Below are 23,362 nucleotides of genomic sequence, written 5' to 3'. Positions count from 1 at the left end.
CAGGCCTACGAGTCTGCGGGCCGACCAGCGCGGTGTCCGCGGCGAGGAATGTCGCGTGGGATCCCACAGGGGTATAGCGTTCCGGGTTGTGCACTTCGTCATCATGGGTTGTGGCCGCGTCGGCGCCACGCTCGCCCAGTCGTTGGAGAACCACGGCCACTCCGTCGCCGTCATCGACCAGAACCCGGACGCGTTCCGGCGCCTCACTCCGGACTTCGGGGGCAAGAAGGTCACCGGCCTCGGTTTCGACCGTGACACGCTCCGTCAGGCCGGGATCGAGGACACCTACGCGTTCGCCGCGGTGTCCGACGGCGACAACTCGAACATCCTGGCGGCACGCGTCGTGCGTGAGAACTACGGGATCGACAACGTCGTCGCGCGCATCTACGACCCGCGGCGGGCAGAGATCTACCAACGCCTGGGCATCTCGACGGTCGCGACCGTCCGCTGGACCGCGGACCAGGTGCTGCGCCGGATGCTCCCCATGGGCGCGACCGACGAGTACCGCGACCCGTCGGGCCAGATCAGGCTCTGCCAGGTCGACGTCCACCCGGGGTGGCTGGGTCGCTCGATCCGGTCGATCGACGAGGCGAGCGGTGCCCGTTCCGCGTTCGTCACACGCTATGGCGACGGTGTCGTCGTCGGCCCGGGGACGGTCCTGCAGGAGAACGACATCCTCCACGTCCTCGTCCACACCGATGCGGCCGCGTCGATGGAACGGATCCTCACGCACGCACCCAAGCAGGAGAGCTGATGCGCGTCGTCATCGCGGGAGCAGGTTCCGTCGGCAGGTCGATCGCTCGCGAGCTCCTCGCGAACAACCACGAGATCACGATCATCGACCGCCAGCCGACCGCCATGCGGGTCGCGCAGGTCCCTGAGGCGGAGTGGCTGCTCGCCGACGCCTGCGAGCTCTCCAGCCTCACCGAGGCTTCCGTCGACGAGTGCGACGTCATCGTGGCCGCGACCGGTGACGACAAGGCCAACCTCGTGATCTCGCTCCTGGCCAAGACCGAGTTCGGGGTGCCCCGGACCGTCGCTCGGGTGAACAACCCGAAGAACGAGTGGATGTTCGACGAGTCGTGGGGCGTGGACGTCGCCGTCTCCACCCCGCGGATCATGACGGCGATGGTCGAGGAGGCGGTCGCCGTCGGCGACCTCGTGAAGATCTTCACGTTCCACCAGTCCGGCGCGGACATCCTCGAGATCACGCTCCCCGAGGACTCACCGCTCACGGGCCAGCGCGTCGGTCAGATCGTCTGGCCCGCCGACACGGTGCTCGCCGCGATCGTCCGCGGCACCCAGCCCATCGCTCCGAGCCCCGACGACACGCTCGAGGTCGGCGACGAGCTCCTCATCGTCACGGGACGGGACGCGTCGGAGAGTGAGCTGCACTCGCTCCTCGTTGGCGGATGAGCACCCAGGTCGCCCACAGCACGAGCGCCCAGAGCGGGATGCCCATGACGAGGCGGGCGGTGCCGAGCAGCTCGACCTCGTCGGCGTGGTACAGCGGCAGCTGGACGGCGAGCCGGATGCCGAACACGGCGATCCACAACCACGTCGCAAGTGCGTACCGCCGCAGGAGCTGTGCGTCCTCGCGCCATGCGGAGGACCACACGGGCGCGGCGCGTGCGGGCTCCTCCGCGGCGCTCTCGCCGGGAGCGGATCCCCGAGTCCTCGCCACCGGAGACGGCGAACCAAAGCCCGCCCGCAGGCCCTCGACGACGACGCCGACCGCCGGCCAGCGCACGAGGACGGTGACGAGGAGCACCGCGAGGTAGATCCCGTTCGTCCAGAAGCCGGGGACGAAGTAGTCGCTCGCTTCCCCGGACCGCGCTGCCCACAGCACGCCGATCCCGACGCCGAGCAGCCCGCCGAACGCCTGCGTGACCGGGGTCCGCTGTGCGAGCCGCACCACGACAGCAACGACGGAGACCGCGAGGGCAGCCACGAGAGGGGGCGTGAGCTCACGGGTGATGACGAACAGCACGACGAACACGAGCCCTGGCGCCATCGCCTCGACGAGGCCCCGGACTCCGCCGACGGACTCGCTGATGGAGAACTCGTCAGCCGTCAGCGCGCGCACGCCCTTGCCTGCGGGTGGCTCCGGAGCACTCTGGGGGGCTGTCACGTCGTCCTCGTGGTCACGATGGCTCACGGCTCACTCTCCCGGCCGCGCGCGCAGCTCGTACCGCGGGTTGTAGATGGTGCGCCGGCCGTTGCTCAGGCACACGAGTCCTTCGACGCGCACACGGCGTCCGGGTTCGATCCCGGCGATCTGTCGCCGCCCGAGCCAGACGAGGTCGATCGACGCCGACCCGTCGTAGAGCTCGGCCTCGAGCGCCGGCACACCCTCGCGTGGGCGCAGGATGACCGACCGCAGGACGCCCGACAGCGCTGCGCGCTCACGGGTGCGCACCGTCGCAGCGGCGCTGCACCCGACCTGCGCGCGAGAGTCGATGCGCTCCTCGTCGGCGGCCACCTGCTCCTGAGAGGCGAGCGCATGGTGCAGGGCGGTGCGCAGGCTCATCAGTGGATCTCGGTGATCTCAGGTCCCCGGCGGGTGATGTCGAGGTCCGGAGCCGCGGGGGCAGGAGTCGGCGGCACCTTCGCTCCTCCGGGAAGCGTCAGGGCGAGCAGGTCGCGGGGCGGGCGTGCGTCGTCGCCACGCAGGACCACGGTCTGGGCGAACACGCTCTCGAGGGCTGCCGCTGCCTCCACGTCGACGGCTGCACGGCCGCTGATGACTCCTCGGAGGAACCACCGGGGCCCGTCGTGCCCGATGAAGCGGGCGGGTCGGTGCCCCGTTCGGCCGTCCGACGTCCGCGCGGGCAGGCGGGCCAAGAGCTCACGGCCGAAGGGCCCGGGGACGTCGTCGACGGATCCCCCCTGCTTCGTCACCGACTCGGCGATCTCCGCACGGATGTCGTCCCAGATCCCGTCGGTCTTGGGGGCCGCGAAAGCCTGGAGCTGGAGCGACGACCCGTCGAGAGCGACCCCGACTCCTGTGACACGCTGCGTCTTCTGGTCGACCTCCATGCGCAGCTCCATGCCTGGGAGCCCCGGGAGCCACAGCGCACCGAGATCGACGCGCGGCCCTCGCTCGGAGACTTCGGACACGTCCCAGGGACCGGACGTCCGCTCGCTGGTCGGAGCACCTTCGGCGACGTCCCCGCCGGGCTGCGTGTCTCCCGTGTGCTGCTCGGGGTCGGTCGGTTGCTTGGAACCGCGTCGGAACAGCGCCACTGATCAGTCTCCTTCGGTGTTCACCGGGCAGGGCACGTCCACACTAGACGCTCCTGCGCGGTGCTCTGGACAACACACGCCACGTCCACAGTAGGCCGCGACCAGCGGCCTACGGACTACCTGTCCGCTGCTGGCGAAGCGGTCCAGCCGCCGCTCGATCCGAAGCCGCCCTCGCCGCGGTCCGAGCCGGGCAGCCGGTCCGCCTGCACGAACCGGGCGCGCGCGACCCGTTGCACGACCATCTGGGCGATCCTGTCGCCCCGCACCAGACGGACCGCCTGGGCCGGGTCGCTGTTGTAGAGGGTCACGCGGATCTCTCCCCGGTAGCCGGCGTCGACTGTGCCCGGGGCGTTGACGATCGTCAGGCCGTGCCGCGCGGCAAGTCCCGACCGCGGGTGGATGAAGGCGGCGTAGCCGTCGGGCAGGGCGATCGCCACGCCCGTGGGCACGGTCGCCCGGGCGAGCGGCGCCAGCTCGACGTCGACCGTGGTCACGAGGTCGGCGCCCGCGTCGCCCGGGTGCGCGTACGCGGGGAGCGGGACCTCGGGGTCGAGGAGGGTGATGAGAACTTCAGGAGCATCCGTGGTCACGGGAGACGACTCTATCGGGCGCTGCCGCGTGCTTCCGGCCGGCTGGCATCATGGAGGAATGAGTCGCCCTGCCCCAGACCACCCTGACGTCCCCTCCGCACTGAGCCGGCCCGAGGAGACACGGTCCGCGGCCGCTCCCGTCATGTTCTCCGAGCGCCTCGTCCCCGGTCCGGGCTCGTGGGTCGCGGTCGTCCTCTCCGCCATGGTCCTCGCCGCGGGGCTCGTTCCCGTGTCCGCCGCGGTCGGGTACGGAACAGGTGCGGCGATCGCCGTCGTCGGATGCATCCTCCTGTGGGTGTGGTCACCACGGGTGGAGGTCACGGATTCCGAGCTGTCTGCGGGGAGTGCCCGGATCCCGCTGAGCCATCTTGCGGCGCCTGTCGTCCTCGACCGCGCCGGTGTCTCCGAGCAGATGGGTCCCGCCTGGGATCCCCGGGCGTTCGCGTGCCTGCGTACGTCAGCCGGCGGAGCGGTGCGCGTCGAGGTGACGGACCCGCAGGATCCCACGCCCTTCTGGCTCGTCTCGAGCCGCAGGCCGGACGCGCTGGCCGCGGCCCTCGGACGGCACGGGTAGCGCTCCGGCCGAGGGCGGCGAGTGATGCGTGTCGCGCTGTCCCCCGGGTGGACGGACAGCGCGACGGGGTGGGTCGCTGTCAGGCAGCGCACTCCGAGCAGATCTGCTGGCCGTTCTTCTCCTCGGCCAGCTGGCTGCGGTGGTGCACGAGGAAGCAGCTCGCGCACGTGAACTCGTCGGCCTGTCGTGGGAGGACACGGACGGAAAGCTCCTCGCCTGAGAGATCGGCTCCGGGGAGCTCGAATCCTTCTGCGGCTTCCGTCTCGTCCTCGTCCACGACTCCCGAGCTCTTGTCAGACCGACGCGCCTTGAGCTCTTCGAGCGAGTCCTCGCTGAGGTCCTCCTCGGTCTTGCGGGGGGCGTCGTAGTCAGTTGCCATGTGTGGCTCACACTCCGTTGCAGGTGTTGTTCGGGTCCGTGGGCTCGGGGCCCCGGCGGGCGTAGCGGGTCGCGTACGCGTCTCATGCAGGTAATACCCAGGTTGTTCGTGGGTCGAGAAGGGATTGTGCATCATTTACCTGCGCGTCGCACATCCACCAGGCCGTGTCCTTGCTCACTCCTCCGGGCGCTCACGACAGCCGCGCTCCACACGGCTCGACCGGACCGCTCAGGCGCCTGCGTCGGCCCCGAGGTCTCCGAGGATCTCCGCGAGCGCTGCGACCTGCCCGGCCGGGCCCGCGACGGTCATGTCAGTACCGGCACGGCGGCCCCGGAGTCCCGTCACCACCCCGCCGGCCTCCTCGACGACGAGCGCTCCCGCGGCCATGTCCCACGGCTTGAGGCCGCGCTCGTACGACAGGTCGAGCCGCCCGTCCGCGACCATGCAGAGGTCGAGCGCAGCCGACCCGATCCGGCGGATGTCCCGGACGAGCGGCAGAACCGTGGTGAGCACCTCCGCCTGCGCCGCCCTGCGCGCGGACTCGTACCCGAAGCCGGTGCCGACGAGGCTCTGCGCGAGCGGCTTGTCCTCCCCGATCGTGAGGGGCTCACCGTCCCGTGTGGCGCCACCGCCCCGGGATGCGGACCACGTGGTGCCGGTCGAGACGTCGACCACGCACCCGGCGAGCGGGGTCCAGTGCTCCGGCACGGGCGGACCGGCCACGACAGCGACCGAGATCGCGAACGCCGGGATCCCGTAGAGGTAGTTGACCGTCCCGTCGATCGGGTCGACGACCCAGGTGAGCCCGCTCCGTCCCGCGACGTGCCCCTCCTCCTCCCCGAGGACCGCGTCGTCCGGTCGTTCGGCGAGGATGAGCCTGCGCAGCAGGTCCTCGCTGTCGGCGTCCATCTGCGTGACGACGTCGACCGAGGACGTCTTCGTCGACGCGACCTGTACCTGGCTCGGCCGCGTGCTGCGCACGAGCTCAGCAGCCGCGCGGGCGACCCGCTCGGCGAGATCGCGCAGGGCCGCGACGGCGTCGGGCTCGGGGAGGGCGGTCGGAGCGTTGGCATCGTCAGTCATGGATCCATCCTGCCCGACCCACGCGCGGTCGGGCAGGATGGCCGCGGCGTGGGACATCTGTGACGCGGCGCACCGGCGGAGGTCCGCGGGTCGAGCAGGTCGGGATGGCACCCTGACGTGTACGCAGGTGCCACAGGAGGACGCATGGTTGAGCAGGGTGCACGCGGGCTGCGGCTCGTCGGGCTGCACGACGACGGGGAACACCTCGTGCTGGCGGGACCGGGTGACCAACGGTTCACGCTGCCGATCACCGACGTGCTGCGCGCCGCGGTACGCCGCGATCGCCCACGGCTCGAGCACCTCCAGTCCCAGGCCGCCGGGTTCCTCCCCCCACGGGAGATCCAGGCCCGCGTCCGTGCCGGTCTGACGGCCGAGGAGATCGCCGCGGACGCGGGGATCTCCGTCGAGCAGGTGCGTCGTTACGAGGGTCCGGTCCTCGCCGAGCGTGAGTTCATCGCGCGCAGGGCCACCGGCACGCGGGTGGGGCGTGACACCGGCTCCCCCACGCTCGGCGACCTCGTCACCGATCGTCTGGCCGCGCGTGGCGTCGATACCGCCGAGCTCGTGTGGGACGCGGCGCGCCCCGAGGGTCACGGGTGGATCGTGTCGGTCGCGTTCGAGGTCGGGGGGCAGGAGCGCCTCGCCCGGTGGACCTTCGACGCAGCCGCGCAGTCGCTGCACGCCCTCGAGGACGAGGCGCGCTGGCTCTCGGAGACGGAGATCGTCGACGAGCCCATCCCCCGCCGGCACCTCGCCGCCGTGCGTGCCTCCGTGTTCGACGTCGAGGCAGACGCGATCCGCCCGGTCCTCGACGCCGTCGATGGACCGCCGCTCGCGGTCCATCGCCCGGACGCACACGACACCCCGTCGGAGCTCGACGTCACCTCCGCGCTCCTCGAGGACCTCCGGGAGCGCCGCGGCGTGCGTCATCAGCGTGCCGACGACGACGTCGCGTTCGAGGGCTTCGGCCCGCCCAGCGCCTTCCACCTCGACGTGCCGGGGCACCCCCGGCGGAGCGAGGACATCCCCGGCGCGCACCCCGTGGACGCGGACGAGCGGATCTCCGCGCGGGTCTACCCGATGCCGGGAAGCCCTCGCGTGGGCGAGCCGGTCGACACCGCCGAGCCGCACGACGCCGGACCGCCCGAGATGCAGACCGAGACCCTGGAGGCGCCGACCGTGACCGGAGCCGTCCCCGCGCAGTCGGGTCCGGGCCACGATCCGTCCCCGGAGGAGACGGGGCCGGTGCCCGCGACACGCGTCCGGCCTGCTCGTCGCTCGCGGTCGAAGGTGCCCAGCTGGGACGAGATCGTGTTCGGGGCGAAGCCCGAGTAGCTCGTGCTCAGACGCGCAGGGTCAGGCAGGGGACGTACATCTCCCGTGGCGTGAGCGATCCGTGGACTCCCAGCAGGTCGAGCGACTGCGGCGTCTGCGTGCGCGAGTCGACGACCGTGACCCCTCCGGTGGGCGCCACGACGACGTCGCCGATCGACGGCTCCACGTGTGCTGAGACCGTGCCGAACAGCCCTGCCGCGATCGCGTCCTCCTTCGTCACCACGAGTGCGGCGTCGCCGAGCACGTCGCGCCATCTCTCGACGATCGTCTCGACGCCGCTGCGCTTGCGGGCGTGGACGTGCAGCGCCCTCGGCTCCCCCGCGACGAGCCGCACCCCGTCGGACAGCCCCGGCGTCGTGGCCACGTCCCACCTCTGTCGCTCGTCGACGTCGACCATGCCGTGGTCGGCCGTGACGAGGATGAGCGTCCCGCTCGGCACGATCCGTGCGAGGCGCGCGAGCTCACGGTCGGCGCGCTCCAGCTCGTCCGCCCACTCCCGGGAGCGGGAGCCGTGGTGGTGGCCCACCTTGTCGACGTCACCCCAGTAGAGGTACACGAGCCCGGGAGCCATGAGCTCGTACGCGGCGGCGTCGACCCGGTCCGCGAGCGACTCGGCGCTGCGGTGCGATCCTCCACGGAAGGCCGCCCGGGTGAGGCCCGAGTCAGCGAAGCGCGCGGGACCGACGGAGGTCACGGGGATCCCCGCGGCCGTCATCCGCTCGAACATCGTCTCCTCGCGCTGCAGCTCTTCGGGGGGCTCGGCGCCGTCCCAGGAGACGAGGTTGGCGAGCAGGCCGGTGTGCGGGTTGCGGATCGTGTAGCCGAGCATCCCGGTCCGGCCCGGGGTGGTCCCCGTCCCGAACAGACCCATCGACGCCGCGGTCGTCGACGGGAACCCGCACGTCAGACGCACCGCATCGGGCAGGAGCGACCGCAGGAACGGCGCCCGGCTGCTGCCCTCGGTGAGGTTCTCCAGGCCGAGACCGTCCACGAGGACGACGCACACCCTGCTGACGGGCTCCAGGCGCAGCAGGGCACGGGAGCGCTCCCCCGCGCCGGACGGGTCGCTCACGCCGAGCGCTGCGGCGACGGCCGGAAGGACCGCGGAGAGGCTCGCACCGTCGTAGTCCGGCAGGACGAACCCGCAGCGTTCGGCCTCCGCGACGAACCCGCCGGCGACCAGGGGAGCCGTCATCAGCTCGTCGACCCCCGCCCGGCGGTCGCTGCCGACAGCGCCTTGGCGAAGGACACCGCGGCTCGCACCGCGTCCGCGCCCTCTGCCTGGGCGCTGATCCGCACGAGAGCGTCGTCGGTCGCGACCGATCCCGACAGCCCATGGTCGGCGTCGCACTGCGGGTCGGGGCACTGGACGGGTTCGAGATCGATCCGGGAGACCGCGCCCCATCCGATGGCGAGCGTCAGCTCGGCCGGCGCCTCACCGCTCACGTGCTTCTCGGGAGCGTTGACGACGTGCGTGAGGACGACCGACCGCACCTGTCCCAGCGGCACTGCCTCGGTCGTCGCGGCGGCACTCGCCCGGGGGTGCCCGTGCTCCTCGCCCTCGGCATGGTCGTCGACGTGCGCGAGGACGAGCCGGGTCGGGGTGAGGACGAGCACGGTCACGTGGCGGCGGACCTCGGCGGTGGCGAACGTCGTCTCCACGTGGACGAGGTGCGCCTCGACGACCTCGCCCGCGAGGGCGATGTCGAGGACATCTGCGACCAGCTCCGGGTAGTACCCGGCCCGGTCGAGCTGGCGGCGGAGGTCGGCACGGTGGTCAGCGATGGGTCGGGGCACGTCTTCATCCTAATCCGGTCTCCCGGGCGTCAGTCAGGTAGGACGCGCCTGAGACCATCCTTGCGGTTGGCGGCCCCCAGCGTGATCCGTGCGCCGAGCACGGCCACCCCCTCGTCGTTGGCGACCACGGGGTAGAGCTCGAGCGACCGGATCTCGGGGTGGTCGTCGGCCAGCTGCGAGACGCGGCCGATGACGTCCTCGATCGCGGCCGCGTCCGCCTCGGGCAGCCCCTTGTACCCGAAGAGCCGGGGCGCCGCCCGCACCGACCGCACCATCCGGGCGACGTCCCCGGTGGTGAGCGGTGGCACGCCATAGCTCACGTCGCCGAGGAGGTCGACGGCGTCGCCGGACAGGCCGAACGACACGACCGGGCCGTAGAGGAGGTCCTCCGTCGACCGGATGACGCACGCCACACCCGGGCGGGCCATGTGCTGCACCTCGAACGGGGCCGCCCCGGCCGTCAGCCGGTGCTCCGCCGGCAGGTGCTCGGCGAGCGTGCGGTGCATCTGCTCGAAGTCGGCGCGGAGCTCGGTCACGTCCTTGATGTCGAGCCGGACCCCACCCAGGTCCGCCCGGTGGCGCAGGGACTCCGCCGTGCTCTTGAGCGCGACGGGCCACCCGAGCAGCTCCGCGGCGGCCTCCGCCTCCTGCACGTCACGCACGGGGACGGCCTCCCACGCTGCGATGCCGTAGCAGCGCAGCAACGCGCGCGCCTCGCTCGGCGCGAGCTCCCCGTCGGGCCGGGACTCGACGATCGTGCGTGCACCCCCGACGTCGACGTCGTACTCGAGGGCGGTGCCGTGGTCGGCCGACCGCCACATCGCGTAACGCGTCACGGCGCCGAGGGCGAGGACCGCGTCCTCCGGGGTGGAGTACGCCGGGACGTGCGTGACGCGTCCGTCGGGACCGGTCGTCGTGAGCTCGGGGGTGATGCCGTGGAACCCGAGGATGCTCGCGACGGTCGGCCGTCCGGTCCGCGCAGCCGCGGCCGCCACAGCGGCTGCGAACCCCGCGACGTCGTCCCCGAGGACGGGGACGTGGACAGCCACGACGACGTCGCACGCGCCGTCGGCGAAGACGTCGTCGTACGTGCCTGCCGCCTGCTCCGGGTCGGCCGGTATCCCGGCCGTCACCGCCACCACGAGCCCCGCGGAACCCACCGCCTCCGCGACGATCGCCACGAGCGGTGCGGAGGTCGCGATGATGCCGACGCGCCGGCCGCCGGGCAGCGGCTGGTGGGCGAGCAGCTGCACGATGTCCATCATCTGGTGCGTGTTCTCGGCGCGGATGACGCCCGACTGCCGGAACATCTCTTCGAGCGTGCGACGCGGTGCACTCGTCGTGCGCACGGCATGCCCGGCGGGCACCACGTGCCCCGAGGTGCCCGCGGTCACGACGACCACCGGCTTGACGCTGCTCAGCCGCCGGGCGATGCGGGAGAACTTGCGCGGGTTGCCGATGGACTCGAGGTAGAGCCCGACGACGGTCGTGGCGTCGTCGTCCTGCCAGAACTGCATGAGGTCGTTCCCCGAGACGTCGGCGCGGTTGCCCGCCGACAGGAAGGACGAGATGCCGAGCCCGCGCCGGCGAGCGGTCGCCAGCACCGTGACGGCCATCGGCGCGGACTGGCAGAAGAGCCCGACCGTGCCGGGCGGCGGAAGGTCCGTCGTCAGGGACGCGTTGAAGCTCGCCGCCTCGCGGCGCGCGAACAACCCGTAGGACGCCGGCCCGACGACCCTCATGCCGGCGGCGTGGGCCGAGCGGACGAGCTCGCGCTGCAGACCAAGCCCCGCCTCCCCCGTCTCGGCGTACCCCGACCCGACGACGACGACGGCGCGGACCCCGAGTCCCGACAGCGCACCCACCGTCGCGAGGGAGTCGCTGGCCCGGACCGTGAGGACGGCGAGATCGACCGGCCCGGGCACCTCCTCGAGCGTGTCGTACCGCTCGAACTCGTCGATGGAGCCGTGCGCATCGAGCGCGTCCCGGACCGTCACGGCGGACAGCCCCACGACGATGAGACGCAGGTGCGCCCCGCCGGTCGCACCACCGCGCACCACCGCGCGGGCGAGCCGGGTCTCGTGCTCGTCCGGCGCGCCGTGGGCAGCGGCGACCACGACGACCGACCGCGGCGTGAAGAGCCCGTTCATGCTCCGCGCCTCGGCACGGTGCTCACGCTCGGCCATCACCTGCCGGGACCGCTCGGTGGGGTCGAGCCGGATGCTCACCGTGACGATCCCGTCGTCGACGTGCTGCGTCGTGTCGTAGCCCGCCTCGCGGAACACCCCGAGCATCTTGCCGTTCTGGGGCAGCACCTCCGCGGTGAAGCGTTGCACCCCGACCTCGCGGGCGGCCGCCGCGACGTGCTCGAGGAGGACCGAGCCCAGTCCGCGGCCCTGGTGGCTGTCGCTGACGTTGAACGCGACCTCGGCCTCGTCCGCAGCGACCCGGTCGAACCGCGCGACGCCGATGATCTCCTCGCCGCCGTCGGGCAGGGAGCTGACGGCGACGAGCGCCACCCGGTCCCTGTGGTCGAGGACGGTGAAGCGGGTGAGGTCCCGCGGTGACAGGTGCTCCATCGCCGCGAAGAACCGCATGTACGTCGAGCGTTCCGACTGCCCGGAGTGGAACCGTTGGAGCGCGTCACGGTCCTCAGCGCGGATGGGCCTGAGGTGGACGGTGCTCCCGTCCCGGAGCACGACGTCCGCCTCCCACTCCACCGGGTACGGGAACGGGTGCTCGCGCGTGCCGACGCTCCGGCCGTCGTCAGCGGGGCGGTGCTCTCCTGCGCCGTCAGCGGTAGTCACCCCCTCAGGCTAGGGCAGGTCCGCCCGTGGGCGGGGGCGCCACGTCCCCCGTGCGAAAATGTGGCGACCGCAGGACCCGCACAGCTGGAGGAGCCGCACCCGATGGCGCGTAGAGCGACCGGCGAGGATCGACCGCTCGATCCCGTCGCGGAGACGATCGTCGACATCGACGTCACGAAGGAGATGGAGGGGTCGTTCCTCGAGTACGCCTACTCCGTCATCTATGCCCGCGCACTCCCCGACGCCCGTGACGGGCTCAAGCCGGTCCAGCGCCGCATCCTCTTCCAGATGTACGACATGGGGCTGCGCCCTGACCGTGCCCACGTGAAGTCCGCGCGCGTCGTCGGCGAGGTCATGGGCAAGCTCCACCCGCACGGCGACACCGCGATCTACGACGCGCTCGTGCGGCTCGCGCAGCCGTTCTCGCTGCGGTTGCCGCTCGTCGACGGGCACGGCAACTTCGGGTCGCTCGACGACGGACCGGCAGCTCCGCGCTACACCGAGGCCCGGCTGGCGCCCGCAGCCATGGTGATGACCACGGGCCTCGACGAGGACGTCGTGGAGTTCGTCCCGAACTACGACAACAAGCTCACCCAGCCCGAGGTCCTGCCCTCGGCGATCCCCAACCTCCTCGTCAACGGCGCGTCCGGCATCGCCGTGGGGATGGCCACCAACCTCGCCCCGCACAACCTCATCGAGGTCATCGCCGCCGCCCGGCACCTCGTCGCCGACCCGGACGCGACCCTCGAGGACCTCATGCGGTTCGTCCCGGGACCTGACCTCCCCACGGGCGGCAAGATCATCGGCCTCGAGGGCGTCCGCGACGCCTACCGCACCGGCCGCGGGTCGTTCCGCACCCGGGCGACGACCCGGATCGAGAACGTCACCCCACGGCGCAAGGGCATCGTCGTCACCGAGCTGCCGTACCTCGTCGGCCCCGAGAAGGTCATCGAGAAGATCAAGGAGGGCGTGCAGAACAAGAAGCTCTCCGGGATCACCGCCGTCACCGACCTCACCGACCGGTCCCACGGCCTGCGCCTGGTCATCGAGGTCAAGACGGGCTTCAACCCCGAGGCCGTCCTCGAGCAGCTGTACCGGTACACGCCGATGGAGGACTCCTTCGGCATGAACAACGTCGCTCTCGTCGACGGTCAACCCCGGACGCTCGGGCTGCGCGAGATGCTCCGGGTGTGGGTCGACCACCGCATCGACGTCGTCCGGCGGCGGTCCGCCTTCCGGCTCGCCAAGCGCCAGGCGCGGCTGCACCTCGTCGAGGGTCTGCTCGTCGCGATCATCGACATCGACGAGGTCATCCAGGTCATCCGGTCCTCGGACGACACGGCCACCGCCCGCGCGCGGCTGCGCGAGGTCTTCGACCTCTCCGAGCTCCAGGCGGAGTACATCCTCGAGCTCCAGCTGCGGCGGCTCACCAAGTTCTCGCGCCTCGACCTCGAGAAGGAGCAGCAGACGCTCACCGAGGAGATCGCCGAGCTCATGGCGATGCTCGCGGACGAGGCGCGCCTGCGTGGCGTGGTGAGCCAGGAGATGGCGGACGTCGCGCGCGTCTACGGCACTCCGCGGCGCACGATCCTGCTCGACTCCGCCGGCGCGGGCGTGACCGGGGCGCCCGGCGCACCGACGAGCCGCGGCGCAGCCGTCCCGCTCGAGGTCGAGGACTCCCCGTGCTGGGCGATGCTCTCGGCCACGGGCCTGCTGGCGCGCTCGAGCGGCCCCGAGGCACCGGTGCGTGACGACCACCGGCACGCGCACGACGTCCTGCGGGGGGCGGTCCTCACGTCCGCACGCGCGGAGATCGGCGCCCTCACCTCGCGGGGCCGCATCGTGCGCGTCTCCGTGCTCGACCTCCCGTCGCTCCCACCCACGCAGGGTGCGCCGAGCCTCTCGGGCGGCGTACCGGCCGGGGAGGTGTGCCCGCTCGAGAAGGGCGAGTCCCTCGTGACGATCGTGTCGCTCGCCGACGACGCACCGCCGCTCGCGCTCGGCACCCGCTCCGGCGTCGTCAAGCGCGTCGCCCGTGGAGACGTCCCCGCGAAGGAGACGTGGGAGGTCATCGCGCTGCGCGACGGCGACGAGGTCGTCGGAGCGGCTCCGGCCGACGACGACGACGAGCTCGTGTTCATCAGCTCGGACAGCTCGCTCCTGCACTACCCCGCGAGCCTCGTGCGCCCCCAGGGCCGCACCGCGGCGGGCATGGCGGGCATCAAGCTCGCTCCCCAGCAGCACGTCGTGCACTTCGGTGCCGTGCGCGTGGGCGAGGAGCCGCTCGCGGTCGTGACCATCGCCGGGAGCGCAGACGCACTGCCCGGGACGCAGGCGGGCAGCGTGAAGACGACGCCGTTCGAGGTCTACCCGGCCAAGGGGCGGGCGACCGGCGGGGTGCGCTCGCAGCGGTTCCTGCGCGGCGAGGACACGCTCGTGCTCGCCTGGGTGGGCGCGGCGCCGCCGCACGCGACGGGCTCCGGCGGGCAGCCGATCGACCTGCCCGAGGCGGACCCCCGGCGCGACGCCTCCGGGGTCTCGCTGGCTGCCCCCGTGCACGCTGTGGGCTGAGACGAACCGTGCGCCCCGCCCGGTGCGGGCGGGGCTCGCCGGTGGTCTGCCCGGCAGGCGGGCACCAGCCCGGGGTCCAGACCCCGGAACCTAGAATCGCCTCATGCTCACCCCCCGCGCCGCCGCCCTGAAGTCCGCCATCGCCACCCGGGTGGTCGTCGCCGACGGGGCGATGGGCACGATGCTCCAGGCGCACGACCTCACGCTCGACGACTTCCAGGGGCTTGAGGGCTGCAACGAGATCCTCAACATCACGCGTCCCGACGTCGTCGAGGCCGTCCACGACGAGTACTTCGCGGTGGGGGTCGACTGCGTCGAGACGAACACCTTCGGCGCGAACTGGTCCAACCTCGGCGAATACGGCATCGACGACCGGATCTTCGAGCTCGCGGAGGCCGGAGCGCGGATCGCACGCCGCAGCGCCGACAAGCACGCGACGCCCGACAAGCCCCGGTGGGTGCTCGGCTCCATGGGGCCGGGCACGAAGCTCCCCAGCCTCGGGCACACGACGTACGCGCACCTCAAGGAGACGTTCGCCGAGCAGGCCGCCGGGCTCATCAGCGGTGGCGCGGACGCGATCCTCATCGAGACGAGCCAGGACCTCCTCCAGGCGAAAGCCGCGATCAACGGCTCGAAGCAGGCGATGGCCGCCAGCGGCACCGACCTGCCGATCCTCGTGCAGGTCACGGTGGAGGCCACGGGCACGATGCTCATGGGTTCGGAGATCGGGGCGGCGCTGACGACCCTCGCTGCGCTGGGGATCGACTCCATCGGCCTCAACTGCGCGACCGGGCCTGCCGAGATGAGCGAGCACCTGCGCCACCTCGCCAAGCACTCCACGGTCCCGGTGACGTGCATGCCCAACGCCGGGCTGCCGGTCCTGGGCAAGAACGGCGCGCACTACCCGCTCACTCCGGTCGAGCTCGGCGCGGCGCACGAGCAGTTCGTCAAGGAGTTCGGCCTCGGTCTTGTCGGCGGGTGCTGCGGCACGACGCCGGAGCACCTGCGGCAGGTCGTCGAGCGCGTCGGCGGGACCGCCGTCGTGCAGCGCTCCGCGCAGCCCGAGCACGGCGTGGCGAGCCTTTACACCCACGTCGACTTCGAGCAGGACGCGTCCTTCCTCGCCATCGGCGAGCGCACGAACGCCAACGGGTCCAAGGCGTTCCGGGAGGCGATGCTCGCGGAGAACTGGGAGGAGTGCGTGCAGATCGCCCGCGCCCAGACGCGCGACGGCGCCCACCTGCTCGACGTCTGCGTCGACTACGTCGGTCGCGACGGCGCGGCGGACATCCGCTCGCTCGTCTCGCGCCTCGCGAGCGCCTCGACGCTCCCGCTCGTCATCGACTCGACCGAGCCGGCCGTCATCCAGGCCGGCCTCGAGCTCATCGGTGGTCGCGCCGTCGTCAACTCCGTGAACTTCGAGGACGGGGACGGCCCGACGTCCCGCTACGGACGGATCATGCCCCTCGTCAAGGAGCACGGCGCCGCCGTCATCGCCCTGACGATCGACGAGGACGGGCAGGCCCGGACCGCGGAGGGCAAGGTCGCGATCGCGTCCCGGCTCATCGACGACCTCGTCGGCCGATGGGGCATGGCGGTGGAGGACATCATCGTCGACACCCTCACGTTCCCCATCGCGACGGGTCAGGAGGAGACGCGGCGGGACGCCATCGAGACGATCACCGCGATCCGTGAGCTCAAGGCGAAGTACCCCGGGGTGCACACCACCCTCGGCGTGTCCAACGTGTCCTTCGGGCTCAACCCGGCGGCACGCGTCGTGCTCAACTCCGTCTTCCTCCACGAGGCCGTGCAGGCCGGGCTCGACTCCGCGATCGTGCACGCCGCGAAGATCCTCCCGCTGTCGAAGATCTCCGACGAGCAGCGCCAGGCCGCCCTCGACCTCGTCTGGGACCGCCGCGAGTTCGACACCGAGGGAAACATGACGCACGACCCCCTCGCGCACCTGCTCGACCTCTTCGCCGGCGTCGACAGCGCCGCGCTCAAGGACGTCCGCGCCGCAGAGCTCGCTGCCCTGCCCCTCGGTGAGCGCCTCGAGCGCCGCATCGTCGACGGCGAGCTCAAAGGTCTCGACGCCGACCTCGACCAGGCGCTCTCCGAGGGCATGAAGGCCCTCGACATCGTCAACGACCACCTGCTCGCGGGCATGAAGGTCGTCGGGGAGCTGTTCGGCAAGGGCGAGATGCAGCTGCCCTTCGTGCTCCAGTCGGCCGAGGCGATGAAGACCGCCGTGGCGCACCTCGAGCCGCACGTGGAGAAGTCCGACGAGGCCGGCAAAGGCACGATCGTCCTGGCGACCGTGCGGGGTGACGTCCACGACATCGGCAAGAACCTCGTCGACATCATCCTCACGAACAACGGCTACACGGTCGTCAACATCGGCATCAAGCAGCCGATCGCCGCGATGATCGAGGCCGCAGAGGAGCACGACGCGGACGTCATCGGCATGAGCGGGCTGCTCGTGAAGTCCACCGTCGTCATGAAGGAGAACCTCGAGGAGCTCAACTCCCGGGGGCTCGCCGGCCGGTGGCCCGTGCTGCTCGGGGGCGCGGCCCTCACCCGCACGTACGTCGAGGACGACCTCGCGGAGGTCTACGACGGGGAGGTCCGTTACGCCCGGGACGCGTTCGAGGGTCTGCGGCTCATGGAGCCGCTCGTACGGATCGCGCGCGGCGAGGACCCAGGTTCCGTCGGTCTGCCGCCGTTGAAGAAGCGTCGCCATGCGACGGTGACCGTGACCCAGACGGCGGAGGAGGACCTGCCGGTGCGGTCCGCGGTCGCTACCGACAACCCGGTGCCCACTCCCCCGTTCTGGGGCACGCGCATCGTCAAGGGCATCCAGCTCGCCGACTACGCCGCGTTCCTCGACGAGCGCGCCACCTTCATGGGCCAGTGGGGCCTCAAGCCGTCGCGCGGCGACGACGCCCGGAGCTACGAGGAGCTCGTCGAGACGGAGGGCCGCCCGCGGCTGCGCGAGTGGCTCGACCGCATCAAGACGGAGGACATGTTCGACCCGTCGGTCGTCTACGGGTACTTCCCCGCGGTGTCCGAGGGCAACGACATGATCGTGCTCCACCACGACGGGCCCGACGGCGGCTCCGGCGGGGAGCCCGGCACGGAGCGCGTGCGCTTCACGTTCCCGCGCCAGCGCCGGGACAAGCACCTGTGCCTCGCCGACTTCGTCAAGCCCAAGGAGTCCGGCGAGATCGACGTCGTCGCGTTCCAGCTCGTCACCGTCGGCGCGAGCGTCGACGCGCACACCGCCAAGCTCTTCGCGGAGAACAAGTACCGCGAGTACATGGAGCTGCACGGGTTGTCCGTCCAGCTCACCGAGTCCCTCGCGGAGTTCTGGCACTCCCGCATCCGGGAGGAGCTCGGCTTCGCAGCCGAGGATCCCGCAGACCTCGACGGCATGTTCAAGGTCGCCTACCGGGGTGCGCGCTACTCCCTCGGGTACCCGGCGTGCCCGGACATGGAGGACCGCCGCAAGGTCATGGACCTCCTGCGCGCGGAGCGGGTCGGCGTGGAGCTGTCCGAGGAGCTCCAGCTGCACCCCGAGCAGTCGACGGACGCGATCGTGTTCCACCACCCTGAGGCGAAGTACTTCTCGGTATGACCGGCAGCACGGGCGGCGTCGGGAGCACCGCGGGCACCCCGGGATATCGGACCGCGCAGCGCCCCCGGTGGGCCGATCTGCCCGCCACGGTCCACGAGGCGGTCGAGACCCGGTCCGGGGCCCGCGTCGTTGCCGCGACGACCCAGGAGGCCGGTTTCACGCCCGGATTCGCGAGCCGGCTCCTCCTGGAGGACGGCCGACGTCTCTTCCTCAAGGGCGCTGGCCCTGCGGCCGAGGCCTGGCTCGTCGCGACCTACCGTCATGAGGCACGGCAGGTCGCTGCCCTGCCCCCGCACGACGCGCTCGTCCCGGGCCTCTGGAACGTCGACGTCGACGGCTGGTTCCTCGCCGCGTACGAGGACGTCGAGGGCCGTCACCCTGCGCGCCCGTGGCAGTGCGCCGAGGCAGCCGCTGTGCTCGGAGCGCTCGCGGATGCAGCGCGCGCGCTCACCCCGGTTCCTCACGGCGCCCGAGCTCCGTCGTGGGCCACCGCGCTCGCACCCTGCGTGGACGGGTTCGACGCCCTCATCCCTGTCCTCGGACCCGAGCGGTGCGCCACAGCCAGGGAGCTGGCGCTGCGCGTGCTCCGCGAGGCACCCCCCACGACGCTCTGCCACGACGACGTCCGCGACGACAACCTGCTCCTCGAGGCGGACGGTCGGGTGCGGCTCGTCGACTGGAGCCTCCCGATCGCGGCGCCCGCATGGTTCATGCCGGTGGTCGCCATGATCGCGGTCGCCGGGGACGGCCTCGACGCGGACGCGCTGCTCGCCGCCCACGACGCGACGTCCCAGGTGCCGGGCGACCATATCGATGGCGTACTCGCGCTGCATCTCGGGTACTACGCAGGGGTCGCCGAGCAGGACCACGTCCCGACCTCACCCTGGTTGCGCCGCCACCAGCGCTGGTACCGCGACGCGACGTTGGGGTGGCTCACGCGCCGACGCGGCTGGAACCTCACTGCTGCTTCTTGAGACAGGTACACCGCCGGCCTCCGCGCTGCCCGCACGTTGGACGAGCGGGCGCATCTCAGCCGAACGACGCCCGTCGCCGTGCCCGCGCGAACGTGCCGAGCACGGGCCGGCCGAGCAGCATGACGGCGACGACGTTCGTCACGGCGCGCACGGTGTCCCACGTGAACGTCGACGTCGTCGCGGTGAAGACTGCGAAGCGCCGCAGGTTCTCGACGAGCCCTCCCCCGGGCACGTAGGAGATCGCGGTGTCGCCGCCGAGCGCGAACGGCCAGAACCACAGGTTCATCAGGGCGCCGAAGACGTACGCCGCGACAGCGGCGTAGACCGCGAGCGCAGTGAGCTCCGCGCGGCCGCGGGGCGCGACGCGTCCGGCGAGCGCCTGGCCGAGGAGGCCTGCGCTGAGCCCGACCCACCCGCAGGCGAGCATCTGGAAGGGCAGCCACGGCCCGATGCCGGCCGTGAGGAGCGCTGACGCGAAGAGCGAGAGCGTCCCGAGGAGGAAGCCGAACACGGGGCCGAAGGAGTAACCGGCGAGGACGAGGAGGAAGAAGACGAGCTCGATCCCCCCCGTTCCGGCCCCGACGAGACGGAGCGCCGCGTTGACGGCGGCCAGCACGCCGAGCATCGCGAGGGTCCGTGGGTCGAACCCGTCCTGGCCGAGGTGGAGCAGCACGGCGAGAAGGAGGACGGGGAGCAGGACAAGCATGACCCACGGTGTGCTCGGTGCTCCGTCGGCGGGGAGCACACTGCCCACGAGCGGCCAGCAGAAGACGGCGATCCCGACGAGGCTCGTGGCCGCGAGCACGAGCGCAGCAGCCCGGGGCGACCGACCAGCCCGATCGGCCTGAGCAGCACCCCTGAGCGCCCCGACGGCGGTCATGGCGCGCTCGCTGCGCCCGGTGGCGCTTCGAGGCCGAGATCGCTCAGCAGCATCCACGGGCCGGGCGCGAGGATCTTCGCGATCTGGGGCGCGAAGGCCGGGGAGCCGGTGAGCATGGCCCGTGCGGATCCGTCGGCGACCACCTCTCCCTGTGCCATGAGCACGACGCGGTCGGCGACGGCGGCCGCGAGCTCGACGTCGTGGGTCGCGACGACCACGGCGTGGCCGTCGCGCGCGAGGGCACGCAGGGCGGCGACGAGTCCGTCCTTCGCGACGGGGTCGAGTCCCCGGGTGGGTTCGTCGAGGAGGAGCACCGGGGGTGGCGCGGCGAGCGTGATGGCGAGGACGAGGCACAGGCGCTCCCCCTCGGACAGGTCGCGGGGATGCGTGCCCGGCTCGAGGTCCGGGGCGAGCCGGGCGGCGAGCGCGGCGGTCGTGCCGGGGGGGACGCCGGCGTCCTTGTCCGACGCCGCGCACTCCTGCGCGACGGTCTCGAGGTAGAGGAGGTCGGCGACGTCCTGCGGCACGAGCCCGACAGCCCGCCGGGCACGCCGGGCGTCGACGGCCCGCGGATCGATCCCCCCGACGTCGACGCGGCCCGCATCGCGCCGGCCCGTGCCCTGCAGGGACCACAGGAGCGAGGACTTGCCGGAGCCGTTGCGTCCCATGAGTGCGACGACCTGCCCGCCGTGGAGCTCGAGGTCGACCGAACGCACTGCCTCGTGGGACCCGTAACGCACGCAGATGCCACGGGCGCGCAGCGCCACGGGGCCGGACAAGGGTGACGGCTCGGGCCGCACCGGCACCAGCGGGCCGAGCTCGGGCACGCGGCGTCGGGCGTCGCGGACCGACAGCGGGACGGGGTGCCAGCCGGCGGCCGCAGCGAGGCGCACCACGGGTGGGGCCACGGCGGTGCCGGGCAGGAGGACCTCGGGCGGTCCGCACCGGACAGAACCGTCCCCCACGAGCTGCACGACGGTGTCTGCGAGCTGCACGACCCGTTCGAGCCGGTGCTCGGCGAGGACGACCGTGAGGCCGAGGTCGTGGACGAGCCGGGCGATCGTCGCGAGCACCTCCTCGGCGCCCACGGGGTCGAGGGCCGACGTCGGCTCGTCGAGCACGAGGACCCGCGGTCCGCTCGTGAGGACGGCGCCGATCGCCACCCGTTGCTGCTGCCCGACGGACAGCGAGTCGAGCGGACGCTCTCGCAGCGCGGTGATTCCCACGAGGTCGAGCGTCTCCTCCACCCGGCGCCGCATCACCGCGGGGTCGACGCCCTGCTGCTCCATGCCGAACGCGAGCTCGGACTCGACGTGTGCGGTGACGAACCCGAGTGCCGGGTTCTGTCCCACGTAGCCCACGACGCTGGCCAGCTCCCGGGGCGGCACGTCTCGTGTGGAGATCCCGGCGACCCGGACCTCACCCGTCATCCGGCCACCGGTGAACCGCGGGACGAGGCCGTTGATCGTCTGCAGCAGCGTCGACTTCCCTGAGCCCGTGAGCCCGACGACGAGCGCGAGCTGACCCGCACCGATCGCCAGGTCGACGTCACGCAGGACCGGTGCAGCGCCCTCGTGGGCGAACGTCACGCCGGACAGGGCGATCACGGGCGGCTCGACGGGTCCGCGCGGCCCGGGCGCGCTCATGTGTGCCCCCGTGGTGCGAGTGCGACCGGCAGGCACGCGAGGAGCGCAGCGACGAGGCCGACGGCGGTGAGGTCGGGCAGCGTCCCCGGCGCCGGGTGCCGCACCGCGAGCGGGACGGCGACGAGCAGCGCTCCCAGGCTCGATGCACCGCTCGCACCGGTCGCGGTCGACCGCCACCCCCACGTGTGCGGACGGTAGACCGTCCGCCGGCGGGTCCGGTCGACGAGGGCCGCACCGGTCGCGGCGAGCACCGCGAGGGTGCCGAGCGCGAGCGGGGACCACCGGGGCCACGCGACGTCGAGCAGGGCGTAGGCGGCGAGCGCCACGGCAAGGACCGACGTGAGCACGAGCGTCGTCTGGAGGCGCTCCGTGCGACGTGCGGCGGCCCCGGCACCACCGTCGGCGGCGGTACCGGTGCCGGTGCCGGACGCACCCAGCCCGCGGACCTCCATCGCGGCACCGAGGGCGAGCGCGCGGTCCATCGCACCCTCGAGGACGGGCACGACGAGGCCCCGGATCCCGGAGCGGCCACCGCGCAGCCGCGCGGCACGACGGACGTCCTGGACGCTGCGGGTGAGGGCCGGGAACACCGAGACGGCGATGACCAGAGCCGTGGACACGCCCGCGAGCGCGGGCGGGGCGTGCTTGAGCAGGTCACGGGGGTCGGCGAGCGTGTGGGCCGCACCGACGGCGAGGATCATCACCGCGAGCTGCGCCCCGCCCGTGAGACCGCTGAGCAGCGCTCCGGCGGTCACGGTGCCGAAGAGGTCGAGCTGACCGAGCGACACCGTCGGCAGGACGAGGACGGCGTCGCCCCCTCCCGCGGCCGGGAACACGACCCGGAACGCGATGCGCAGCACGACGACGACCGCGGCGACGACGAGGTAGAGCCCGAACCCGGCGCCCGTGGCTGATCGCGGCCACGACACGACGACGACGCAGGTCACGGCGATGAGCAGCAGGAGCACGAGGACGTTGGTCGTCGACGACGCTGCCACGGCGAGCGCGGCGGCCCACAGCCACCACGCCCCGGGGTGCACGGTCATCGTCGGGCCGCACGGACGACGGCGACGGCGGCCAGCGCCACGAGCAGTGCGACAGCGACGAGCGGGACGGCACCCGGCCCACCGCCCTCGGTGACAGCGTTGCCGGCCGCGGGGAAAGCGTCGTCCTCGTGGCGCGGCTCGGCCGCTCCGTCCGCCGGGTCGTCGTCCTCGACCGCGAGCTCCGACCAGCCGGTCGGCAGGATGCGCGCCGTGGCTGCCTCGACGGAGACCCCCGGCGGCACCGCCTGCGCCTGGCCGACGGTGAATGCGAGGGCCAGTGCGTCACCGGGCGACAGGACGACCTCGGTCACGCCGACCGCCGCGTACGCCCAGCCCTGCGTCGCGCCCGACGACGCGGTCCACACGGACCAGTAGGCGGCCTGCGAGGGTGTACGAGCGCACGCCTCCCTCACGACGCCCCCCTCCGGGAGCAGGACGTCCTCGTCGCTCGCCGGACGGCCGGCGACGCGGCAGACGAACGCGTCACCCCACTGGGCTGTGCCGGCCACCTCGAGCCCGGCGCGCGCCAGGACGTCGGAGGCCGTGGTGTCGACGTCGACGTCGACGCACGCGAGGACCCCCTGCACCTGCTCGCTCGACGTCTCCGGCACCCGGGCGCCACCGAGCGTGGTGAAGTCGGCTACCACCGCGATGCCATCGCACGGCGTGCCTCCGGCCTCGGCCGACCACAGGGGCGTCGGCGAGGCGACCGGGCGGGCGCTGGCCGGCGCGCCGGCCACGACCGGCACGCTGAGCACCGAGATCCCGATCGCCGCGAGCATGCGCGGACCGCGCCTCAT

General features: G+C 72.4%; 20 protein-coding genes. 7 read left to right on the top strand and 13 right to left on the bottom strand.

Annotated features, from left to right (window positions below; genetic code table 11):
- Positions 1-103: 103 nt before the first annotated feature.
- Both AC54T1_RS06360 and AC54T1_RS06355 read left to right on the top strand, forming a co-directional pair.
- A complete protein-coding gene (locus tag AC54T1_RS06360; protein WP_484344913.1) occupies positions 104-754 on the top strand; it encodes a potassium channel family protein in 651 nt (216 codons plus the stop codon).
- A complete protein-coding gene (locus AC54T1_RS06355; protein ID WP_484344635.1) occupies positions 754-1,416 on the top strand; it encodes a potassium channel family protein in 663 nt (220 codons plus the stop codon). The genes AC54T1_RS06360 and AC54T1_RS06355 overlap by 1 nt, the downstream gene beginning before the upstream one ends.
- Here AC54T1_RS06355 and AC54T1_RS06350 read toward each other — a convergent pair.
- The 4 genes from AC54T1_RS06350 to dut form a co-directional block, all read right to left on the bottom strand.
- Positions 1,361-2,131: a DUF3159 domain-containing protein gene (locus AC54T1_RS06350; RefSeq protein ID WP_496911418.1), complete on the bottom strand. Its 771-nt coding sequence runs from the start codon at positions 2,129-2,131 to the stop codon at positions 1,361-1,363. The genes AC54T1_RS06355 and AC54T1_RS06350 overlap by 56 nt on opposite strands.
- A gap of 30 nt (positions 2,132-2,161) precedes the next feature.
- A complete protein-coding gene (locus AC54T1_RS06345; protein WP_484344637.1) occupies positions 2,162-2,530 on the bottom strand; it encodes an OB-fold nucleic acid binding domain-containing protein in 369 nt (122 codons plus the stop codon).
- Positions 2,530-3,246 carry a DUF3710 domain-containing protein gene (locus tag AC54T1_RS06340; RefSeq protein WP_496911417.1) on the bottom strand — a complete coding sequence of 239 codons (717 nt, stop codon included), beginning with the start codon at positions 3,244-3,246 and terminating at the stop codon, positions 2,530-2,532. The genes AC54T1_RS06345 and AC54T1_RS06340 overlap by 1 nt, the downstream gene beginning before the upstream one ends.
- A 116-nt stretch (positions 3,247-3,362) precedes the next feature.
- The gene (dut, locus tag AC54T1_RS06335; protein ID WP_496911416.1) at positions 3,363-3,836 is read right to left on the bottom strand and encodes a dUTP diphosphatase; all 474 of its coding nucleotides are present in this window, start codon (positions 3,834-3,836) and stop codon (positions 3,363-3,365) included.
- 58 nt (positions 3,837-3,894) lie between these two features.
- Here dut and AC54T1_RS06330 point away from each other — a divergent pair, with 58 nt between their 5' ends.
- Positions 3,895-4,410 (top strand): DUF3093 domain-containing protein, encoded by a 516-nt coding sequence (locus AC54T1_RS06330; protein ID WP_496911415.1) that lies wholly within the window; start codon positions 3,895-3,897, stop codon positions 4,408-4,410.
- Positions 4,411-4,489: 79 nt separating this feature from the next.
- Here AC54T1_RS06330 and AC54T1_RS06325 read toward each other — a convergent pair whose 3' ends face one another.
- Positions 4,490-4,789: a DUF4193 domain-containing protein gene (locus AC54T1_RS06325; protein WP_484344641.1), complete on the bottom strand. Its 300-nt coding sequence runs from the start codon at positions 4,787-4,789 to the stop codon at positions 4,490-4,492.
- Between the two features lie 228 nt (positions 4,790-5,017).
- Positions 5,018-5,872: an inositol monophosphatase family protein gene (locus tag AC54T1_RS06320; protein ID WP_496911414.1), complete on the bottom strand. Its 855-nt coding sequence runs from the start codon at positions 5,870-5,872 to the stop codon at positions 5,018-5,020.
- Between the two features lie 144 nt (positions 5,873-6,016).
- Between AC54T1_RS06320 and sepH the strand changes: the two genes are divergently transcribed.
- Positions 6,017-7,207, top strand: a complete 1,191-nt coding sequence (gene sepH / locus AC54T1_RS06315; protein ID WP_496911413.1) for a septation protein SepH — start codon at positions 6,017-6,019, stop codon at positions 7,205-7,207.
- Between the two features lie 7 nt (positions 7,208-7,214).
- Here the strand turns inward: sepH and AC54T1_RS06310 are convergent, their stop codons facing one another.
- Genes AC54T1_RS06310 through AC54T1_RS06300 form a run of 3 tightly spaced genes read right to left on the bottom strand, consistent with a single transcriptional unit; the run spans position 7,215 to position 11,811 of the window.
- On the bottom strand, positions 7,215-8,402 hold the full coding sequence (locus AC54T1_RS06310; RefSeq protein ID WP_496911412.1) for an alkaline phosphatase family protein: 1,188 nt from the start codon (positions 8,400-8,402) through the stop codon (positions 7,215-7,217).
- Positions 8,402-9,004, bottom strand: coding sequence for a DUF5998 family protein (locus AC54T1_RS06305; RefSeq protein WP_484344645.1), 603 nt, complete (start codon positions 9,002-9,004; stop codon positions 8,402-8,404). The genes AC54T1_RS06310 and AC54T1_RS06305 overlap by 1 nt, the downstream gene beginning before the upstream one ends.
- 29 nt (positions 9,005-9,033) lie before the next feature.
- On the bottom strand, positions 9,034-11,811 hold the full coding sequence (locus AC54T1_RS06300) for a bifunctional acetate--CoA ligase family protein/GNAT family N-acetyltransferase (RefSeq protein WP_496911411.1): 2,778 nt from the start codon (positions 11,809-11,811) through the stop codon (positions 9,034-9,036).
- A 102-nt stretch (positions 11,812-11,913) separates the two neighbouring features.
- Between AC54T1_RS06300 and AC54T1_RS06295 the strand changes: the two genes are divergently transcribed.
- From AC54T1_RS06295 to AC54T1_RS06285, 3 genes are all read left to right on the top strand, one after another.
- A complete protein-coding gene (locus tag AC54T1_RS06295; protein WP_496911410.1) occupies positions 11,914-14,382 on the top strand; it encodes a DNA gyrase/topoisomerase IV subunit A in 2,469 nt (822 codons plus the stop codon).
- 103 nt (positions 14,383-14,485) lie between these two features.
- Complete coding sequence (gene metH / locus AC54T1_RS06290; protein WP_496911409.1) at positions 14,486-18,016, top strand: methionine synthase; 3,531 nt, start codon at positions 14,486-14,488, stop codon at positions 18,014-18,016.
- Complete coding sequence (locus AC54T1_RS06285; protein WP_496911408.1) at positions 18,013-18,990, top strand: aminoglycoside phosphotransferase family protein; 978 nt, start codon at positions 18,013-18,015, stop codon at positions 18,988-18,990. Before metH ends, AC54T1_RS06285 begins: the two co-directional genes overlap by 4 nt.
- A gap of 55 nt (positions 18,991-19,045) precedes the next feature.
- On the opposite strand, the gene AC54T1_RS06280 is transcribed toward AC54T1_RS06285, so the two are convergent.
- The 4 genes from AC54T1_RS06280 to AC54T1_RS06265 are packed head-to-tail and all read right to left on the bottom strand — an operon-like array spanning position 19,046 to position 23,362.
- Positions 19,046-19,870, bottom strand: a complete 825-nt coding sequence (locus AC54T1_RS06280) for an ECF transporter S component (protein ID WP_496911407.1) — start codon at positions 19,868-19,870, stop codon at positions 19,046-19,048.
- Complete coding sequence (locus AC54T1_RS06275) at positions 19,867-21,516, bottom strand: ABC transporter ATP-binding protein (RefSeq protein WP_496911406.1); 1,650 nt, start codon at positions 21,514-21,516, stop codon at positions 19,867-19,869. The genes AC54T1_RS06280 and AC54T1_RS06275 overlap by 4 nt, the downstream gene beginning before the upstream one ends.
- Positions 21,513-22,562 carry a hypothetical protein gene (locus tag AC54T1_RS06270; RefSeq protein ID WP_496911405.1) on the bottom strand — a complete coding sequence of 350 codons (1,050 nt, stop codon included), beginning with the start codon at positions 22,560-22,562 and terminating at the stop codon, positions 21,513-21,515. Before AC54T1_RS06270 ends, AC54T1_RS06275 begins: the two co-directional genes overlap by 4 nt.
- On the bottom strand, positions 22,559-23,362 hold the full coding sequence (locus tag AC54T1_RS06265; RefSeq protein ID WP_496911404.1) for a hypothetical protein: 804 nt from the start codon (positions 23,360-23,362) through the stop codon (positions 22,559-22,561). Before AC54T1_RS06265 ends, AC54T1_RS06270 begins: the two co-directional genes overlap by 4 nt.

The organism is Sanguibacter sp. Z41_6, from assembly GCF_059621145.1.
Note: the sequence above shows the minus strand (reverse complement) of the source record. Positions and strands in the feature narration are given on the sequence as shown.

Bases quoted from the DNA above. Each gene is read 5' to 3' on its own strand.
- AC54T1_RS06325 (WP_484344641.1), bottom strand. From the start codon at position 4,789: ATGGCAACTGACTACGACGCCCCCCGCAAGACCGAGGAGGACCTCAGC.
- AC54T1_RS06270 (WP_496911405.1), bottom strand. From the start codon at position 22,562: ATGACCGTGCACCCCGGGGCGTGGTGGCTGTGGGCCGCCGCGCTCGCC.
- AC54T1_RS06360 (WP_484344913.1), top strand. From the start codon at position 104: ATGGGTTGTGGCCGCGTCGGCGCCACGCTCGCCCAGTCGTTGGAGAAC.
- AC54T1_RS06330 (WP_496911415.1), top strand. From the start codon at position 3,895: ATGAGTCGCCCTGCCCCAGACCACCCTGACGTCCCCTCCGCACTGAGC.
- AC54T1_RS06275 (WP_496911406.1), bottom strand. From the start codon at position 21,516: ATGAGCGCGCCCGGGCCGCGCGGACCCGTCGAGCCGCCCGTGATCGCC.
- sepH (WP_496911413.1), top strand. From the start codon at position 6,017: ATGGTTGAGCAGGGTGCACGCGGGCTGCGGCTCGTCGGGCTGCACGAC.
- AC54T1_RS06345 (WP_484344637.1), bottom strand. From the start codon at position 2,530: ATGAGCCTGCGCACCGCCCTGCACCATGCGCTCGCCTCTCAGGAGCAG.
- AC54T1_RS06280 (WP_496911407.1), bottom strand. From the start codon at position 19,870: ATGACCGCCGTCGGGGCGCTCAGGGGTGCTGCTCAGGCCGATCGGGCT.
- metH (WP_496911409.1), top strand. From the start codon at position 14,486: ATGCTCACCCCCCGCGCCGCCGCCCTGAAGTCCGCCATCGCCACCCGG.
- AC54T1_RS06295 (WP_496911410.1), top strand. From the start codon at position 11,914: ATGGCGCGTAGAGCGACCGGCGAGGATCGACCGCTCGATCCCGTCGCG.
- AC54T1_RS06310 (WP_496911412.1), bottom strand. From the start codon at position 8,402: ATGACGGCTCCCCTGGTCGCCGGCGGGTTCGTCGCGGAGGCCGAACGC.
- AC54T1_RS06320 (WP_496911414.1), bottom strand. From the start codon at position 5,872: ATGACTGACGATGCCAACGCTCCGACCGCCCTCCCCGAGCCCGACGCC.
- AC54T1_RS06265 (WP_496911404.1), bottom strand. From the start codon at position 23,362: ATGAGGCGCGGTCCGCGCATGCTCGCGGCGATCGGGATCTCGGTGCTC.
- AC54T1_RS06285 (WP_496911408.1), top strand. From the start codon at position 18,013: ATGACCGGCAGCACGGGCGGCGTCGGGAGCACCGCGGGCACCCCGGGA.
- AC54T1_RS06355 (WP_484344635.1), top strand. From the start codon at position 754: ATGCGCGTCGTCATCGCGGGAGCAGGTTCCGTCGGCAGGTCGATCGCT.